Annotated in this window: 19 protein-coding genes; 8 read left to right on the top strand and 11 right to left on the bottom strand. The window is 34.2% G+C overall.

The window, feature by feature from the left end:
- Positions 1-133 precede the first annotated feature (133 nt).
- The 3 genes from FGF67_RS11950 to FGF67_RS11940 are packed head-to-tail and all read left to right on the top strand — an operon-like array spanning position 134 to position 2,324.
- Entirely contained in the window at positions 134-1,513 is a 1,380-nt protein-coding gene (locus FGF67_RS11950) for an MATE family efflux transporter (RefSeq protein WP_139697986.1), read from the top strand.
- A gap of 6 nt (positions 1,514-1,519) precedes the next feature.
- The gene (locus tag FGF67_RS11945) at positions 1,520-1,747 is read left to right on the top strand and encodes a hypothetical protein (RefSeq protein WP_139697985.1); all 228 of its coding nucleotides are present in this window, start codon (positions 1,520-1,522) and stop codon (positions 1,745-1,747) included.
- A gap of 7 nt (positions 1,748-1,754) precedes the next feature.
- Entirely contained in the window at positions 1,755-2,324 is a 570-nt protein-coding gene (locus FGF67_RS11940; RefSeq protein ID WP_139697984.1) for a phosphatase PAP2 family protein, read from the top strand.
- On the opposite strand, the gene meaB is transcribed toward FGF67_RS11940, so the two are convergent.
- Together meaB and FGF67_RS11930 are read right to left on the bottom strand one after the other, a co-directional pair.
- Complete coding sequence (gene meaB / locus FGF67_RS11935) at positions 2,321-3,397, bottom strand: methylmalonyl Co-A mutase-associated GTPase MeaB (RefSeq protein WP_139697983.1); 1,077 nt, start codon at positions 3,395-3,397, stop codon at positions 2,321-2,323. The two genes, FGF67_RS11940 and meaB, sit on opposite strands and share 4 nt — an antisense overlap.
- Before the next feature lie 69 nt (positions 3,398-3,466).
- Positions 3,467-4,021 (bottom strand): DUF2911 domain-containing protein, encoded by a 555-nt coding sequence (locus FGF67_RS11930; RefSeq protein WP_139697982.1) that lies wholly within the window; start codon positions 4,019-4,021, stop codon positions 3,467-3,469.
- Between the two features lie 173 nt (positions 4,022-4,194).
- Here FGF67_RS11930 and FGF67_RS11925 point away from each other — a divergent pair, with 173 nt between their 5' ends.
- The 3 genes from FGF67_RS11925 to FGF67_RS11915 are packed head-to-tail and all read left to right on the top strand — an operon-like array spanning position 4,195 to position 6,792.
- Positions 4,195-4,746: an RNA polymerase sigma factor gene (locus FGF67_RS11925; RefSeq protein WP_139697981.1), complete on the top strand. Its 552-nt coding sequence runs from the start codon at positions 4,195-4,197 to the stop codon at positions 4,744-4,746.
- A complete protein-coding gene (locus FGF67_RS11920) occupies positions 4,730-5,305 on the top strand; it encodes a hypothetical protein (RefSeq protein ID WP_139697980.1) in 576 nt (191 codons plus the stop codon). Before FGF67_RS11925 ends, FGF67_RS11920 begins: the two co-directional genes overlap by 17 nt.
- An 11-nt stretch (positions 5,306-5,316) precedes the next feature.
- Positions 5,317-6,792 carry a hypothetical protein gene (locus FGF67_RS11915; protein ID WP_139697979.1) on the top strand — a complete coding sequence of 492 codons (1,476 nt, stop codon included), beginning with the start codon at positions 5,317-5,319 and terminating at the stop codon, positions 6,790-6,792.
- Between the two features lies 1 nt (position 6,793).
- On the opposite strand, the gene miaA is transcribed toward FGF67_RS11915, so the two are convergent.
- The 7 genes from miaA to FGF67_RS11880 form a co-directional block, all read right to left on the bottom strand.
- The gene (gene miaA, locus FGF67_RS11910) at positions 6,794-7,687 is read right to left on the bottom strand and encodes a tRNA (adenosine(37)-N6)-dimethylallyltransferase MiaA (RefSeq protein WP_139697978.1); all 894 of its coding nucleotides are present in this window, start codon (positions 7,685-7,687) and stop codon (positions 6,794-6,796) included.
- A 203-nt stretch (positions 7,688-7,890) separates the two neighbouring features.
- Positions 7,891-8,742, bottom strand: a complete 852-nt coding sequence (locus tag FGF67_RS11905; RefSeq protein WP_139697977.1) for an ion transporter — start codon at positions 8,740-8,742, stop codon at positions 7,891-7,893.
- A gap of 21 nt (positions 8,743-8,763) precedes the next feature.
- The gene (locus tag FGF67_RS11900; protein ID WP_139697976.1) at positions 8,764-10,725 is read right to left on the bottom strand and encodes a DUF3857 domain-containing protein; all 1,962 of its coding nucleotides are present in this window, start codon (positions 10,723-10,725) and stop codon (positions 8,764-8,766) included.
- 3 nt (positions 10,726-10,728) lie between these two features.
- Positions 10,729-12,093 carry an exonuclease domain-containing protein gene (locus FGF67_RS11895; protein ID WP_139698122.1) on the bottom strand — a complete coding sequence of 455 codons (1,365 nt, stop codon included), beginning with the start codon at positions 12,091-12,093 and terminating at the stop codon, positions 10,729-10,731.
- Positions 12,094-12,103: 10 nt separating this feature from the next.
- On the bottom strand, positions 12,104-12,778 hold the full coding sequence (locus tag FGF67_RS11890) for a YggS family pyridoxal phosphate-dependent enzyme (protein ID WP_139697975.1): 675 nt from the start codon (positions 12,776-12,778) through the stop codon (positions 12,104-12,106).
- A gap of 38 nt (positions 12,779-12,816) precedes the next feature.
- Positions 12,817-13,707 carry a 3-hydroxyacyl-CoA dehydrogenase family protein gene (locus FGF67_RS11885; protein ID WP_139697974.1) on the bottom strand — a complete coding sequence of 297 codons (891 nt, stop codon included), beginning with the start codon at positions 13,705-13,707 and terminating at the stop codon, positions 12,817-12,819.
- A gap of 1 nt (position 13,708) precedes the next feature.
- On the bottom strand, positions 13,709-14,668 hold the full coding sequence (locus tag FGF67_RS11880) for a Gfo/Idh/MocA family protein (protein ID WP_139697973.1): 960 nt from the start codon (positions 14,666-14,668) through the stop codon (positions 13,709-13,711).
- A 156-nt stretch (positions 14,669-14,824) separates the two neighbouring features.
- On the opposite strand from FGF67_RS11880, the gene FGF67_RS11875 reads away from it, so the two are divergent.
- Positions 14,825-15,466 (top strand): protein-L-isoaspartate(D-aspartate) O-methyltransferase, encoded by a 642-nt coding sequence (locus FGF67_RS11875; RefSeq protein WP_139697972.1) that lies wholly within the window; start codon positions 14,825-14,827, stop codon positions 15,464-15,466.
- Between the two features lie 2 nt (positions 15,467-15,468).
- On the opposite strand, the gene FGF67_RS11870 is transcribed toward FGF67_RS11875, so the two are convergent.
- Both FGF67_RS11870 and smpB read right to left on the bottom strand, forming a co-directional pair.
- The gene (locus tag FGF67_RS11870) at positions 15,469-16,017 is read right to left on the bottom strand and encodes a hypothetical protein (protein WP_139697971.1); all 549 of its coding nucleotides are present in this window, start codon (positions 16,015-16,017) and stop codon (positions 15,469-15,471) included.
- A gap of 2 nt (positions 16,018-16,019) precedes the next feature.
- Positions 16,020-16,481, bottom strand: a complete 462-nt coding sequence (smpB, locus tag FGF67_RS11865; RefSeq protein ID WP_139697970.1) for an SsrA-binding protein SmpB — start codon at positions 16,479-16,481, stop codon at positions 16,020-16,022.
- Between the two features lie 229 nt (positions 16,482-16,710).
- Between smpB and lpdA the strand changes: the two genes are divergently transcribed.
- Positions 16,711-18,111: a dihydrolipoyl dehydrogenase gene (gene lpdA, locus FGF67_RS11860; RefSeq protein ID WP_139697969.1), complete on the top strand. Its 1,401-nt coding sequence runs from the start codon at positions 16,711-16,713 to the stop codon at positions 18,109-18,111.
- Positions 18,112-18,449: the final 338 nt, after the last annotated feature.

Here is an 18,449-nt window from a genome sequence, read left to right as displayed (position 1 = left end):
TTATTGAAAGGCAAATGTAAATATTTTGTAATGATATTTTTACTTTAAAATCAAGGTATTTATTAACAAATGTTAACACCTGTCAACAGTATAAATATTCTAATTCACGGCAAATAAAGAGTATTTTTGCAAAATGCATTTAGAAAAATACACGAAGGAATTTAAGTATAATTGGCAGTTAGCGGCACCAGTAATGTTAGGTATGTTAGGGCATACCTTTGTGAGTTTTGTTGATAATATTATGGTGGGGCAACTAGGAACGGCAGAATTAGCAGCTGTTTCTTTAGGGAATAGTTTTCTCTTTATAGCCATGTCTTTAGGTATTGGGTTTTCTACAGCGATAACTCCCTTGGTGGCAGAGGCTGATGCCGCAAATAATTTTAAGGAAGGAAAATCAGCCTTTAAGCATGGGCTATTTTTATGTACCGTTATTGGCATATTACTTTTTTTACTGGTTTATTTTTCAAAGTCTTTAATGTATTTGATGAAACAACCCGAAGAGGTAGTACATTTAGCAATTCCTTACCTGAATTTAGTAGCCTTTTCACTAATTCCTTTAGTTATTTTTCAGGCATTCAAACAGTTTAGTGATGGCATGTCTATGACTAAATATCCTATGTATGCTACATTGTTTGGAAACATAGTAAACGTTTTTTTAAATTACTTACTTATTTTTGGAAAATTTGGTTTTCCTGAATTGGGTATTGTAGGAGCCGCTTACGGCACTTTAGTAGCAAGGTTACTTATGATTTGGTATTTATGGTTTTTGTTAAAATCAAAAGAAAAATCGAAGGCTTTTGTGACTAAGATTAAATTCTTTCAATTAAAACAATCAATGCTGAAAAAATTGCTTGATCTTGGGTCACCTAGTGCTATGCAGATGTTTTTTGAAGTGGCTATTTTTACAGCAGCTATTTGGCTCAGCGGGCTATTGGGTAAAAATCCGCAAGCAGCTAATCAAATTGCCTTAAACTTAAGTTCAATGACCTTTATGGTGGCTACAGGTTTAAGTGTTGCCGCTATGATTCGGGTTGGAAACCAAAAAGGGTTGAAAGCTTTCTATGAACTGAGGCGTATTGCATTTTCTTTATTTTTAATGGGGACTTTATTTGCCACGTGCTTTGCATTATTTTTCTTAGTATTTCATAATCAACTCCCCAAAGTTTACGTTGATTATGATGATGTGGTTAACTTATTAGATAATAAAGAAGTGGTTGGTATTGCTTCAAATTTATTAATTGTTGCCGCCATTTTTCAGATTAGCGATAGCATTCAGGTACTCGTTTTAGGAGCTTTAAGAGGGTTGCAAGATGTTAAAATACCCACGCTTATTACGTTTGTTTCTTACTGGTTAGTGGGATTTCCAATGAGCTGGTTTTTAGGAAAGGAAGAAGCCTACGGAAGTTTTGGTATTTGGTTAGGGCTGTTAGCAGGATTAACTACCGCAGCTATTTTGTTATATATTAGGTTTAATTATTTAACCAAAAGATTAATTTTGTCTAACGAAAAATAAAAACCAATGAGTCTTCCAAAGTTTATATTAGGGGATAATACTGAATTTCCCAACGCTATTTATGTTATTCACACTGAGTTTCCACGATTTATAATTAATTTGGAAAATGATGATCTGGAGTGGTTTGAAGATTTTGATGCTGAAGATCAGAAGGAATTAGAAACAGAAACTGAACATGCCATAAAATTAGCAACTGAATTTTATGACAGTGAAATAGCTAAGTACGAAGAATAGAAGTGTTATGGTAGATGAACTGATTAGATTAGATACAGAACTATTCATTTTTTTGAATAATTTAGGGTCAATTACCTGGGACAGCTTATGGCTGGTCATTACTAACAAACTTACCTTTATTCCTCTTTATTTAGTTTTGTTATTCATGTTGTATAAGAAATATGGGTTAAAATCACTGTTAATTTTTGTGGTGGCTATAGCTCTAATGATCACGTTTACCGATCAAATAACAAATGTGTTTAAACGAACATTTCAGCGACCAAGACCATGTGGAGTGGCCGATTTGGCAGATCAGATACGTTTTATTGCAGTGCGATGTGGGAAATATGGGTTTTTCTCAGGGCACTCATCAAACTCTATGGCGGTTGCTGTTTTTGCAGGATTACTTTTAAAGCCATATTTTAAAAATTTGATTCTGCTTCTTGTTTTTTGGAGTTTTATTGTGGCTTATAGCAGAATTTATGTTGGAGTGCATTATCCGCTTGATATTTTTTGTGGAATGACATTTGGAGCGCTTTCAGGTTTTTTATTTTACAAATTAAGCCAATATGTTTTGGCAAAATATGTTAAGAATTAAGCTTTTAATTTTAGTAAAAACTCAGCAGCCGCAAAGGGGGTGGTATGGTTGTTTTCTATTAAAATAAGCTGAGATTCTAGTGCTTTTTTAATTTTTGGTTGATTAAAAAAATCTGATTTAAGTTGGGATTCTATAGTTTGAATCAGCCAGAATTTATTTTGCTTTTGTCGTTTTATATCAAAGTGACCGTTTTTTGTGGTTACACATATATAATCTGTTATCATGCTCCAGATAAGGGTTATGCCAACATGGTTTAATGCACTGCAAACCGATACTTTAGGAGACCATTTAGACTCTTTTTCAGGATAAAGTTTCAAAGCTCTAGAGAATTCATTTGCGGCAAACTTTGCCTTTTTTTCATTATCGCCATCAGCTTTATTAATCACTATAGCATCGGCCATTTCAATTATACCCCGTTTAATACCCTGTAGTTCATCACCAGCCCCAGATAATTTTAAAAGTAGAAAGAAATCAACCATGCTATGTACGGTAGTTTCGCTTTGCCCCACACCAACCGTTTCTATGATAATGATATCAAAACCAGCGGCTTCACATAGCACAATAGATTCTCTGGTTTTTCTGGCAACACCGCCAAGCGAATGCCCCGAGGGAGAAGGTCTGATAAAAGCATTTTCATCTTTAACAAGTGCTTCCATTCGGGTTTTATCCCCCAGAATACTACCTTTTGTAATGGAACTTGTTGGGTCAATAGCCAAAACTGCCACACGTTTTCCTTGTGACGTTAAATGCTTTCCAAAAGCCTCAATGAATGTACTTTTACCTACACCGGGAACACCCGTAATACCAATGCGTATAGATTTGTTAGCATATGGAAGGCAGGTTTTTAGAAGCTTGTTTCCAATTGCTATATGTTTACTGTTTACGCTCTCAACTAAGGTAATCCCTCTGCTAAGCGCTGCAACATCTCCTTGAAGAATATCGGTTAAAAGGGTTTTAGCGTCAAGTTTTACTTTACGTTTTTGTTTAAGGTTTTCAATAGACTTTCTGTTGGTGATTTCTGAAATTGAAACACCTCCTTTTTCTTGTAATGCCGATTTCTTTTCTTTCGTCAATTCTCAGATAATTAGTTGCTTAAATTTACAATATTCTTGCAAGGGATTACCAGAGGATGCTAAAAATAGTTATTGAAGCGGAACGGCTATTTTAACATCATCCCAAGCCATGGTTAAAAATAAATTATCGGTTGAATTATCAAAACTAATGGTGAACTGCTCTACGGGATTAGCAAGTTTTTCCACGGGAACATCCACATTAATAACATCGTAGTTAGGATCCCACATAGGTTGCATTTGCGCATTAACGCCCCATTTATACTGTTTCGAATTAAAAATTACGGTCCAAGCAGAATCTTTAGGAACCGTCCATAAAGTATATTTTCCAGGGGTTAACGGCATACCTTTAACATCAAGTGTTTGGTTGGTTTCAAAAGTGGTAGCCTCATTTGCTCCAGTACGCCATACCTGATTGTAAGGTACTAGCGCTCCAAAAATTTCTCTTCCTTTTTTGTAAGGCCTATTATAGAAAACTTCAAGTTTTAAATCGTTTAATTTGAATTCAACGGTGTCTTTCGGACTTAATCGCGGTGAAAAAATGTTTTCAACAAATACAGAATATAAAAATAACCCCAATGCGATGATAGACAAAAGAATTAAGGTTCGTTTTAAGAAGGCGTTCATATGAGCAATTTTTTTGAGACGTAAAGATAATTTAAAAGGCAAAACTACTAAAATGGAAACGACATTTATTTAGCTTTGTTTCAGGTAGATTAAAAAAATAGAAGGTTTTTGCAACACCCCATTTTTTTTATCGTCTTTAATATGAACTAACACAAACCAGAAGTAACATCAGTATGTTTCAAGTTGACATTATAGAACAATGTAAACAGAACAATCGGAAAGCTCAAATGCAGTTGTACAGCCAGTACTGCGATGGCATGTATATTGTAGCTAAACGGTTTTTAAAAGACGCTGCTGATGCTGAAGATGTGGTACAAGAGGCCTTCATAAAGGCCTTTACAAAATTACATCAGTATAAAGGAGACGTTACTTTTGGCGCGTGGTTAAAACGTATTGTTGTTAATAAGAGTATCGACTTTTTAAAATCTAAAAAACAGCAGCTAGTGGCTTTGGATGAGGTGCACCTTAAAGTGGTTGATACTCAAAAAGACGACAAATGGTTGGTAGATGACACTATTACCCTTACAGATGTTAAAGTGGCTATTAATAAGTTACCAAATAAATATCAATACGTGGTGATGCTCTATTTAATTGAGGGGTATGACCACCAAGAGATTTCTGAAATCCTTGATATCACTGAGGTAGCATCAAGAACACAACTATCAAGAGGTAAGGCAAAATTACAGGAACTATTAATACAAAAGCAAAATGGCACAAGATATTAGAGATTTATTCAAGGATGATAAAATGTCAAATGAAACGATGCCTAAGAATCATCAAAACCGTTTTCAAAAGAAATTAGATATAGCCTTGCCCGTAAGTTCAAGAACAGGTATAAGTTGGATGAAAGTGGCCGCTAGCGTGGTGGTGTTTTTAGGACTTTCGTTTGGAACTTATCGTTTTTTAAGTCCGTCCCAGATAGAACCTGTTAATGTAGATAACTCCAAAAAAGTGATTGCTACCAAAACTCTAGGAGACATTTCTCCTGGACTAAAAAAAGTAGAAGACTACTATTTGGCAAGTATCAACTTAGAATTATCTAAGATGAGTTACACCCCAGAAACTAAGGAGTTATTTGATGGTTATTTGGAGCAAATAGCCACGCTTGATGAAGATTACCAAAAGCTTTCATTAGAGTTAACTGAATCGGGTCTCAGTGAGTTGACTGTTAATGCCTTAATAGATAATTTAAAACTGCGTTTAAACCTGTTGTATCGGTTACGATCGCAGTTAGAACAATTTAACGTTTCCGAAAACATAAATGCAGAAAAACAATCCATTTAAAAAATCAAAAAATGAACAGAATAATTATAAAATCTTTGGTATTCACTTTGAGTTTGTTGACCGCAACTGGCGTTATGGCACAACAGAAACTCATAAAAGTGTCTCAGGCAATAAAAGTGAACAGTGATGTTAATATTAATTTAAATACCAGTCATTGTAATATTGTTTTTGATACTTGGAAGAAAGACGTTGTGGAAATTGAAGCCTATATTGAAGGTGAGCAGCTTAGTGAAGAAGAACTGGATGATGCACTAAAATCATGGAAAATAGATATAGATGCAACAACGGATAAAGTTACTATTGGAACACAAGGACGTGGTACAAATGTTTGGGTGTATAGAACAGATACGCATGGTGATGGTGAAGCGGTTGAAGCCGTAATAAAGGAATTAAAATATGAGTTGGCAGAAATTCCAGAAATAGATTTCGATGTACACGTTGAAGTCCCAGAAGTACCTGAGATTCCAGAAATTCCTGAGTTACCACCATTACCGCCTTTACCTGAGGGCGTTGGGGCAGTAACTTTTGATTATAATGCTTACAAAAAAGAAGGTGAAAAATATCTTGAAGCTTATTCAAAGAAATTTGAAGAAGCCTATGGAGAGGCATTTGCAAAAAAGATGCAAGCATGGAGTGAAACGTTTGAAGAACGCTGGAATGAGGAAGAGTTTAATAAAAAAATGGAAGAATGGGGGGAACGTTATGCCGAGAACATGGAGGCGCATCAAGAGCGAATCATTGCGCATGAAGCACGCAATCAGGTACATAAAGAGCGTGCAGAGGCAATAAAAACTCAGGTAAAAAGACGGCAGGAAGAATTAAAGCATCACCAAAAGGAACGCGTTATTCTATTAAAAGAACGTGAAAAGCGTATAGAAGAGTTGGTACATGGTAAAGCGCATGGTAAGGTTAAAAAAACAATAAAAATAAAAATGCCAAAAGGAACAAAACTCAAGGTAGATGTGAAGCATGGAGAAATAGAGTTTGCTGCTAATATTGATAATTTAAGAGCAGATTTAGCGTATACTAAGTTTAAAGCGCAAAGCATTGATGGAAGTTTAACTTCCATTAATGCTTCCTATTCTCCTGTATATGTAAGTACCTGGCATGTGGGACAATTGAACTTAAAATATGTGAAGAAAGCACAAATAGATTATGCCAATCATCTTGTGTTGAATGCTACTTCATCAAATGTAGATGTGAATCACCTTTTAAAAAGTGCTGTTATAGATGGGACTATTGGAGATTTGAAAATTCTAAATATAGATGACAAGTTTAGCAGCCTAAATATGATTCTTCAAAACAGTGATGTGGTCATTAATTTACCTGATGTAGATTGTAATGTACAATACAATGGCACAAAATCAAGGTTTTCGCATCCCAAAAAATCACCTAATGAACAGGTGTCAAATTTTTCAACAGGGAATTTAGCTAGTGGTAAAAGTATTGTTGTTAATGCCAAGTACAGTACAGTAACCATGCAATAATTTACACGTGCATCTGTTCAGAAATAGCTTCAACTATAGTTTGTACAGGTGTTTGATAATCAAACCATAGCGTTTTTGAATCTTTCTTAAACCAAGTAAGTTGGCGTTTAGCAAATCTTCGCGTATTTTTCTTAATTTCTGAAATAGCAAAATCTAAATCCCATTCGCCTTCTAGGTATTTAAAAATTTCTTTGTAGCCCACCGTATTCAAAGCGTTAAGGTGTTTATACGGTAAAAGTGATTTTACCTCGTCAATTAAGCCTTCATCAATCATACTATTTACACGTTGATTGATTCTTTCATAAATTATAGTCCTATCTGCCATGAGGCCAATACTTATCGTTTTAAAGGGACGTTGTGATTTTCCTTGATTTAAAAAACTAGAATAAGGTTTTTGGGTTCCTATACAGATTTCCAAAGCTCTAATGACCCGATGCGGATTGTCAACAGCAATGGTGTTGTAAGAAGTCAGGTCTAATGTTCTTAATTGATTTTGTAAATCGCCTAGTCCTTTAGTTTTTAAAGTATGATTTAATGATTCACGAATGCTAGGATCAACATCAGGAAAATGATCAAATCCTTTGGTAACGGCATCAACATACAAACCAGAGCCACCAACCATAATTACGGCGTCTTTCTTTTTAAAGAGGTGTTCTAAACACGTTAAAGCATCTCGTTCAAAAGCGCCAACATTATAATGCTCTGTTATTGATTTATGATGTATAAAATGGTGCTGGACAGCGGCTAATTCATCTGGACTTGGTGCTGCTGTACCAATTTGCATGTCTTTGAAAAATTGTCGGGAATCTGTCGAAATAATGTCCGTATGAAAGTGTTTTGCAAGCTCAATGCTAAGTGCTGTTTTTCCTATGGCGGTTGGGCCAATAACAGAAATGAGATATTTAGTTGGAGTACTGACTTCTCGTTGCTTTAATTAATATGGGGTAAAGTTACTTTGAAAAATGAACAGAGCAAAAGTTTGAAGTAAAAAAACAGAGGTATATAGCAGTGTTAAGGATTGGAGCATATGTTGGAGCTCCTTGAAAAACCCGACTGAAGAAAGCCCGACCACTCGATAGCGTAGGAACACCATAACTATTATTCATACAGTTTTTCGCCGCAGTTATAACAATGGCGCGCATGATCTCTATGATTTTCGGCTAGACAGTTTTCACAAGATTGCGAATTTAAAGGCAGTTCATTATTGGGTTTTGAAGGATTTTGTTTTTTGTTGGAATGACTCGTGTATTCTGCCGATACAATGCCTGTAGGAACTGCTATAATACCATAACCTAAAATCATAATAAGTGCTGCAATAAATTGACCTATTGGTGTTACTGGAGCAATATCACCGAAACCAACGGTTGTTAGGGTTACAATACACCAATAAACACTTACAGGGATACTTGTAAAACCACTAGCGGCACCTTCTATTAGATACATGAGGGTACCAAAAATGATACAAAGTATGAGAACGGCAAATAAAAACACTGAAATTTTTGCTTTACTTGCTTTAATGGCCGATGTTAATACTTGAGAAGCGCCTAGGTAGCGGGCTAATTTCAGTATTCTAAATACTCTTAATAAACGTAAGGCACGTAAAGCGGCTAATGCATGAATACCACCAAAGATTAATGAAATATATTTTGGAATGGTAGACAGTAAATCAATAATACCGTAAAAGCTTGTAATGTACTTTAAAGGCTTTTTTACCGTGACTATTCTTGCAATATATTCAATACTAAATAGAACGGTAATAATCCATTCTGAAATATTTAAAAAATCATGGAATTTCTGGTCAAAACTTTCAATGCTCTCCAACATCACTAAAACCACACTGGCAATAATTGCCATTAGTAATATAACATCAAAAAGTTTGCCTGCTCGGGTATCTGCCTCATAAATAATATCATGAAGTTTTGTTTTCCAGTTTGTGGTTGCGGTACTCATTACCTCAAATGTATGAAAAGATTAGCTTTTTCGTTTTAATAAGATGGTTGAATTGTTTTGAATATCAATAACTTTTTGCATTATCTCTTTCAAATAAGGATAAAACTCAGGCTCAAAAACAGTTTCTTTAAAAGAAAGCATAAAGGTTAAAATAATATTATTTCCAAAGTGCTTTGCTGAAAAACTTAATTGCCCCGTTTTATGAGGTAAGTGAAATACAATATCTTTAGGAAGCTCAGATACTATATAGTCATCATTCAATTCTAGTTTATAATTTAAATAATACCCATCCTTGTAACCAAAATCAATAGGGTATGAACGCTCTTGCAGTTTGAAAGGGTTTGTGTTAAATAGTTTGATAAAGAATGGACTTATAAAAATTAAATCACTGGCTTTTTCAGATGGATAAGTCAGGGTATAGTTTTCTCCAAAGTTTGGTGATGCAATACTATTCGTATTCACAGAAAAATCAGAGATTTCTATGTCGGTTATAGTGTTTTCTAATTCATTAATGTAATCTTCAGGATCAGAAAAATAACGTTTTTTATGAGAGAGTGCGTGATATCCTGTTCTTTTAGATTCTATATGCCCAATAAGTTCATCATTTTTATTAAAGCTGAACACTGCCTTGTACATGGTATTTGTTCTATCCGTAGGATTTATGTTAATCCAATCACTTCCATTCTTAAAATCAATAAGCCTACCAAATCTATTTAAACATCTAAAAGGAATTTGTCCGAAGTACAAAAATTTATCGGTAGCATCAAGGGTATAGGTTTTATTATTAATTGTGGCCTGTGTTATTAGATAATTAAAATCAGAAAGAACTGGGTAAATAACTGTTGGTAAACCATTTTTTCTTGTAGATAATAATATAGGTTTAACTTGAATGCCTGAATCTCTCAATAAGTTATGCAGTAATATGTTTATTGAAGAAATATTCCCTGACTTATTTTTTAATAATTCCTTGATTGAAACATCTTTAAAAATTTTATATTCTCTATTCCATGTAAAGTTGCTTTGCACATACTTGTAAATACCTTGTGCCTTTTTTAAAGTATCGGTTTCACTTAATAGGTCTTGAGGTAGCAGTTCTTCAACTTCTATTTTTTTTCGCAGTTGTTTACCAATATCTTTTTCACTTTTCAATTCTATATCTACATCTTTCCAAGTTTTGGTGATATGATCAACACGACCATCAGGGCTCTTAAATGTTTCTAATTCATATTCAATTCGAGCAAGGTAATTTGACTTTGCTGTCATATAATCTTCTTCTATAAAAGCTGGTATGTTTTTCATGGCATAATGACTTATAGAACAATCAGCAGAAGCACCTCGTCCAAAGTCTATACAATGTTTTTTTATAGAAATATCATTAATTGCTAATTTTTTTCCTCCAACTAATTTTATATGATATACCCAATTACCAGGAATGCTTGTACGATATTCACTATAAAGTTTGGGGATTTCATCTTGAAAATCCCAACCGTGATATTTAAACATATATGGAGACGATATGGTATAGCTGTAGGTTATCACAGAACCTGGTTTAATATTAGGTAGGGTGAATTTTACAAGGGTACGGTTTTCATTATAATTTTCTCTAAAAATATCTTTTTCAAGAAGTTTGGTTTTTATCACTTTACCATCAATCTCATTATATGTGGTGGCTAAAATGTCATCTACTTTTTCTTCATTAGTTTTAGTAATGTAAAGCGGAATAACCACGTTAGCATGTTCTGAACCTTCTTTGGTAAGAATTTTTATTTTACGTTTAATTTTTGTTCTTAAATCAAAATCGTTTGGGTCAACATAACTATTTCCTGTTTCAAAAATAACTAAAGCATGGGCTGTTGAATCAACTGTATAGGTTTTTGAAGTAATATCCCCAAGAGATACCTTATAAGATTCTGCGTTGTAATTTTCTTGAGATTGTAAAAATAGGTTAGTTAGTAAAAATAAGGTTAGAATGGTTTTGTTCATGTGTTAGGTTATTTTTATAATCTTAAGCCTTTTATTTCGCCTCAAGTAACTTTGAATGATATGTTGGGTGTCTCTATTATTTTGCATAGGGGTAATAATCGATTCTAAAACGTCAATATTATTAATTTGATAATTTAAATTAAAGAAACCTATGCCTTTAAATACACCATTTTTAATAAGAATAGCACTGCGTTCGTCAACATCTCTGCCTTTATCTATAATAACCATGTCTTTATTGGAATAGCTATTAGTTTCAATTAGAGCATTTACCCGGCTGTTATAGCTTTCAGGTGTTTCTTTTTCAATGCAAGCACCATAGCAATTTTTTATGTCATAGTTGAAGCAACTTGATTTTGTTTGATATAATCCCGTTAGTTTTTGGCATAGGTTGTAATCTTCAACAGCTTTGGTAATAAAACTTTTACCACTTTGCCTGTTACTAAACGTGGTTATGGGTTTTTTTCTGCCATCGGCAACATCAATTTTTAAGTTAAGATAATTGTTGTCATCTTTAAAACTATACAAAGCATGTGTGAAAATAGACCGACGTAAAGCACGATTATATAAAGGTTTTATACGCTTTATTTCTTCAGACTCCTTTAATAGCGCTACAAGTTCACTTCCTGTAGCTTCATAGGTGACTGCTGTTACTTTGGACTGGATTTTTTTTGATTTTGCATTGGTTCCCGTGAAATGCTGATTGATGCGTTTTTTTATATTGTTGCTTTTTCCAATGTAAATAATATCTCCATTGGCATTATGAATGTAGTACACACCAGTAATAGAGGGAAGTTCAGCAATAATATCAATATGCCTTGGTTCTAATTGATGCTTTGGGTTAAGACGTACAGAGTTTTGAATAATACGCTTATCTGTATCTTTGTCAAGTAGCATTTTAAAGAGCTTAACCGTAGCTAAAGCATCACCTGAGGCTCTATGTCTATCTGTTACAGGAATGCCAAGTGACCTTACTAATTTACCTAAACTGTATGAGGATTGTCCTGGTATTAAATCTTTAGCAAGTTCAACCGTGCAAAGTGACTTACGCTCATAGTCATAACCAAGTCTGCGAAATTCTGTACATAAAATGCGGTAATCAAAATTAGCGTTATGAGCCACAAGAATACAATCTTCAGTAATTTCAACAATGCGCTTTGCTACCTCATAAAACTTAGGCGCGTTCTTTAGCATGTTATTGTTAATTCCTGTTAAGTTAACTACAAAAGGTTGAATATCGCGTTCTGGGTTTACCAAACTAATAAATTGATCGACTACCTCATGACCATCATATTTATATATAGCAATTTCGGTAATCCCTTCTTCATTGTACTTGCCTCCCGTGGTTTCTATGTCTAGTATTGCGTAGATAGTCTGTGTATTAATTATGGTAATAATGTCTTGCACCAAATATACTGCTTCCCACTCTAACCATGGTACTACCACAAGATATGGCTAATGGATAATCTCCACTCATACCCATTGAAATTATTTTTGGAGAAAAATTAGCTGTTTGATAGCTTTTGAGGGAGTCAAAAATGTTTTTTAAGTTCTGAAACTCCATTTTTACTTGATCATTATTATTGGTAAAAGTAGCCATACCCATAACGCCAGTAACATGTATGTTGGTTAACCTAGTAAATTCTTCTGAACTTAATATCTTTTGAGCTTCGATTGCAGACATGCCAAATTTAGAGTCTTCAGCCGCAATTTTTATCTGTAGTAAACAGTTAATAACTCTGTTGTTCTTTTTGGCTTGTTTATTAATTTCTTCTAATAACTTAAAATTATCAACACCATGAATTAGGCTTACAAAAGAAGCCATATATTTCACTTTGTTGCGCTGTACATGCCCAATCATATGCCACTCAATATCTTTAGGCAGGGCTTCGTGTTTTTCAACCATTTCCTGGATTTTATTTTCACCAAAAATACGTTGTCCGGCCTGATAAGCTTCCATGACATCACTTACAGGTTTTGTTTTTGAAACTGCAACTAGCGTAACATGGTTGGGTAAACTAGCTTTTATGTGATTAAGATTTTCTGAAATAGACATGCAAATGTTAATTGATGTTTTAGAAGCAGCTGTTTGAATTATTTTAAAAATTGAGCTGCAATTTTTTCAGCTTTTTTACTTTCTGAATAATTATAAAACCCTTCTCCAGATTTCACGCCTAGTTTTCCTGCACGAACCATATTTACTAGCAGCGGGCATGGGGCATATTTAGGGTTTTTAAATCCGTCATACATCACATGTAAAATGGATAAGCAAACATCTAAACCTATGAAATCAGCTAACTGTAGCGGTCCCATGGGGTGCGCCATACCTAATTTCATCACGGTGTCTATCTCCTCAACGCCAGCAACACCATTGTAGAGTGTTTCAATAGATTCATTAATCATGGGCATTAGTATTCTATTAGCAACAAAGCCAGGGTAGTCGTTAACTTCAACAGGTACTTTTCCAAGCTGTTTTGAAAGTGTCATGATAGATTGTGTAACGGCATCACTGGTATTGTACCCTCTAATAATTTCAACCAACTTCATGATGGGCACCGGATTCATAAAATGCATACCAATTACTATTTCTGGTCTGGAAGTTGCGGCTGCAATTTGAGTTATGGAAATAGAAGATGTGTTTGTTGCTAAAATAACACCAGTTTCACAAAAGGCATCTAATTCTTTAAAAATTTTTAATTTTAAATCAAGATGTTCTGTAGCGGCTTCCACCACTAGATTAACCCCTTTTACACCTGTATCTAAATGAGTATATGTTGAAATATTCTTTAAAGTATCTTCTTTTTTTTGAGATGTTATTTTCTCTTTAGCAACCATTCTGTCTAGATTGGTTGTAATGGTTTGCAATCCTTTATTTAAAGCAGATTGGTTTATATCAATAAGGTTTACTTTAAAACCACTTTGAGCAAAGGTATGAGCAATGCCATTCCCCATAGTACCGGCTCCTATAACTGCAATATGCTCCATTTTAAAAGCTATTTATTATTTGAGTAGCAACACGTAATGCTTCGGTACCATCATGCAATGTTACTACAGGAGTAGTATTACTATTAATGGCATCAGCAAAGGTTTCTAATTCATCTAAAATGGAATTATTTTCTGGAATGACAGGGTTGTCAAAATAAATTTGTTTTTTTACGCCTTCAGCATTTTGAAGAATCATATCAAAATCACCAGGGTTTTCTGGAGCATCTTTCATTTTTACAACTTCACATGTTTTCATTAAAAAGTCTACAGAAATGTAAGCGTCTTTTTGAAAGAACCGTGCTTTTCGCATTTTTTTAAGTGAAATTCGGCTGGCTGTTAAATTGGCAACACAACCGTTTTCAAATTCTAATCGGGCATTGGCTATATCTGGTGTGTCGCTAATAACAGCGACGCCACTGGCCGAAATGTGTTTCACTTTTGATTTTACAATACTCAATATAATATCAATATCGTGAATCATTAAATCGAGTACCACAGGAACATCTGTACCTCTGGGATTAAATTCTGCTAAACGGTGGGTCTCAATAAACATGGGTGTGTTTATATGCTCTTTTACCGCAATGAAAGCTGGATTAAAACGCTCAACATGACCTACCTGACCACGTAAATTATGCTTAGCCAAAAGTTCTCTAATGTGTTCGGCTTCTTCAACCGTATTAGTAATTGGTTTTTCAATAAAAATATGTTTGCCTTTGGCAATAGCTTGTTTTGCACATTCGTAATGAGACAGGGTAGGCGTTACAATATCAACCATGTCTACAGCGTCAATAAGTGCTTCTACAGAATTGAAAAATTTGTAACCAAATTCAGCTGCTACTTTCTTGCCGTTTTTTTCATCAGCATCATAAAATCCAACCAGTTCATATTTGTTTGATTGGTTAAGTAGTCTTAAATGAATTTTACCTAAGTGACCTGCACCAAGTACTCCCGCTTTTAGCATAATTTTCTGTTTTGAACAAAAATAAGATTTTAAGATTTGAAGTTTAGTAATTGTAATTTTTTTTTTTGGTTAAATTTCTATTTTAAAAATAATTTGAATTAGGCTTTTAAGCTTAAAAATGTTTACTAATTTTAGCCTGATAAACCACCACCAACATTGAAAGATACTTTTAAACATCAAGGCTTAAGGCAGCAGCTTGTTAATATATTAAAGAACAAAGGGATAAAAGATTCAAGGGTTTTAATGGCCATTGGGAAAATTCCAAGACATTTGTTTATGGACTCTAGTTTTTTAGATCATGCTTACCAAGATAAGGCCTTTCCAATTGCGGCAGATCAAACCATTTCTCAGCCTTATACTGTGGCTTTTCAATCGGAATTACTTAATATTAATTCAGGAGATAAAATTTTAGAGATTGGCACAGGTAGTGGCTATCAAACGGCAGTATTGTGTGAGTTAGGAGCTAAAGTTTATAGTATTGAACGCCAAAATGAGCTGTTTAAGAAAACGAGTAAATTTTTGCCTAAGTTGGGGTATCGTGCTAAGAAATTAATTTTTGGAGATGGCTATGTGGGATTGAAAGAAGAAGCGCCTTTTGACGGTATTATTGTTACCGCTGGAGCTCCTTTTGTACCCAAACCATTGCTCAGTCAGTTAAAAATAGGAGGAAGGCTTGTAATACCTGTTGGTGATGCGGTACAAACCATGACCATGTTTACAAGAAAAGGCCCTAAAGAGTTTGAACAGCATGAGTTTGGAGAATTTAGATTTGTTCCTTTATTGGAAGATAAAAACTAACGTTAAAACGTTGCTCTTAAATATTTGTCTGGAATAGGAGTTTCACTCGTTTCATGTGTCCAGAAAAGGTTAATAATCCACCAACGTTGACCATCATTTAGTAACTGAATACTATTAACACCTCGCATAAAAGGACGTTCTTCTTCATTGTTATGGTAGCATTCATAAGAGCTAAAAACCTGTGCTATATTTCCAAATCGTTCTACCTTTCTTTTTATTTCTCGTTCAATAAACCCGTTGGAAACTAACCAATCTTTTGAGCTTTTTATATAGTCATCAGGAGACATATATAAGGTTTTCCATTTTCCGTTTTTATCTTTTCCCGATGGTATAAGCTTAGCATCTTTTCTAAATAGAAACTTAAATTGTTTCCAGTTTCTTGGTACATCTTTTTCTCCAGAAATAGAATTATAAAGTTCTTTTATTGTGCTGTCAATAGTAAATACAATGGTACTATCAATGGCGGGAGGAGGTGGTGTTTGGCTAACGTTTTGCCCATAAAGACTTAACAAACAGAAATAAGCCAAAAGAAAAAAGCATCCATGTTTCATGTTTAGTTATTGTATGTTTTTTTTATTCTATCTAAGTTTCGTTTATTATCTCTGTCTTTTAAAGTTTCCCGTTTATCATAAAGTTTTTTCCCTTTTGCCAGGGCAATATCCATTTTTGCTAAGCCTTTGTCATTAATAAACAAGCGTAAAGGAATAATGGTTAGTCCTGTGTTTTGTACTTCTTTATGTAACTTTTTTAGTTCCCGCTTATTAAGAAGTAATTTACGTTCTGCCTTAGGTTTATGATTATAGTATGTACCATAAATATATTCTTCAATGGTCATGTTAATCACAAATAATTCGCCTTGTTCATTAAATTCACAAAAACTTTCAGCAATGGAAGCTCTACTGTTTCGTATAGATTTTATTTCGGTACCTGTTAACACAATGCCAGCCGTATACTTCTCTAAAATCTCATATTGAAAACGCGCTTTCTTATTTTGTATGTTAATCTTTTTCTGCATTAAGCACAAAGCTACATAATTTTAATAAGTTTCAATTTAAAAAGTTATATTCATAAACCTTTAACGAAAAGACTTCTGTTTTGTTAAAATTTTATCGATATTTTTTTTGTTAATTGTGTGAATCGTAATAATGATTGATTAACTTCTTTTTTCATTGTCTTAACTATAAAACATTTGTATTTTTGAAATTCTGATTTTATAAGACAATTCAAAAAAAGAAAAAATAAATATGAATTCATATGATGTAGCCGTAATAGGCTCTGGTCCTGGGGGGTATGTAGCTGCCATTCGTTGTGCACAATTAGGCATGAAAACAGCTATCATAGAAAAGTATGCCACACTTGGTGGAACCTGTTTAAATGTAGGTTGTATACCTAGTAAAGCGCTTTTAGATTCATCACACCATTATGAAGATGCCGTAAAGCATTTTGAAGAACATGGTATTGATATTCCTGGAGATGTAAAGGTAAACTTAGAAAAAATGATTGCTAGGAAGCAAGCGGTTGTTGATCAAACTACAGGAGGAATAGATTTTTTAATGAAGAAGAATAATATTGATGTGTATCAAGGTTTAGGAAGCTTTAAAGATGCAACACATATTAGTATTTCTGGTGAGGAAACTACCGAAATTGAAGCTAAAAATACCATCATTGCTACAGGTAGCAAACCATCCAATTTGCCATTTATTACTATTGATAAAGAGCGCATCATAACCTCTACAGAGGCTTTAAAGCTTAAAGCAATTCCAAAACACTTAATTGTTATTGGAGGTGGAGTTATTGGTTTAGAACTAGGACAAGTGTACCGCCGTTTGGGAGCTGAGGTTACTGTTGTTGAGTATTTAGATAGAATTATTCCAACTATGGATGCAGGCCTTTCAAAAGAACTAAATAAGGTGTTTAAAAAGGCTAAATTTACAATGAATGTATCTCATAAGGTGAAGTCTGTTGAGCGCATTGGCGATGAAGTTATTGTTAAAGCCGATAATAAAAAAGGTGAAGAAGTTGAAATTAAGGGGGATTACTGTTTGGTATCCGTTGGGCGTCGTCCTTATACCGATGGATTGAATGCTGAAGCAGCTGGAGTTAAATTAAATGACCGTGGACAAGTAGAAGTGAATAATCATTTGCAAACCAGCGCGTCTAATATATATGCCATTGGTGATGTCGTTAAAGGTGCTATGTTGGCACACAAAGCGGAAGAAGAAGGTGTTTTTGTAGCAGAGACCATAGCCGGGCAAAAACCGCATATAGATTACAATTTAATCCCTGGTGTGGTATACACTTGGCCAGAAGTTGCCTCAGTTGGAAAAACGGAAGAACAACTTAAGGAAGCTGGTGTTGCATTTAAAGTAGGATCTTTCCCTATGCGTGCTTTAGGAAGAAGTAGAGCAAGTATGGATTTAGATGGGTTTGTGAAAATTTTAGCAGATAAATCTACTGATGAAATTTTAGGCGTGCATATGATTGGTGCAAGAGCAGCTGATATGATTGCAGAGGCCGTTGTTGCTATGGAGTATAGAGCAAGTGCCGAAGATATTTCAAGAATGTCACACGCGCATCCTACGTTTACAGAAGCCATTAAAGAAGCGGCTTTAGCAGCTACGGAAGATAGAGCGCTACATATTTAAGGCTTATAAAATATAATCCTAAGTTATTTCCTAAGGGTTAGAAATGCTAAATCTCATTACAAATTTATGTTTGTAATGAGATTTTCTTTTAAATAGATATTACTTTTTATTCACCTTAATCAAGGCGGTAGATTTACTTAACGTTTTCTAAAATCTTGTTGAAGTCTATTTTCAAATCAATAAGCTTTCCAGAATGAATATCAAATACCCAACTGGACTTGCAACAAAAAATTGGACTTTAAGTTGAATGACTAAGCTGCTAGTTTTTGGTTATACATATCTAATTCAAATTCTCTTATAGTTTTGTTTCCTAAAAAGGAATGTCTCCTTTTATTATT

Source organism: Allotamlana fucoidanivorans, from assembly GCF_006265225.1.
GTDB lineage: Bacteria > Bacteroidota > Bacteroidia > Flavobacteriales > Flavobacteriaceae > Allotamlana > Allotamlana fucoidanivorans.
Note: the sequence above shows the minus strand (reverse complement) of the source record. Positions and strands in the feature narration are given on the sequence as shown.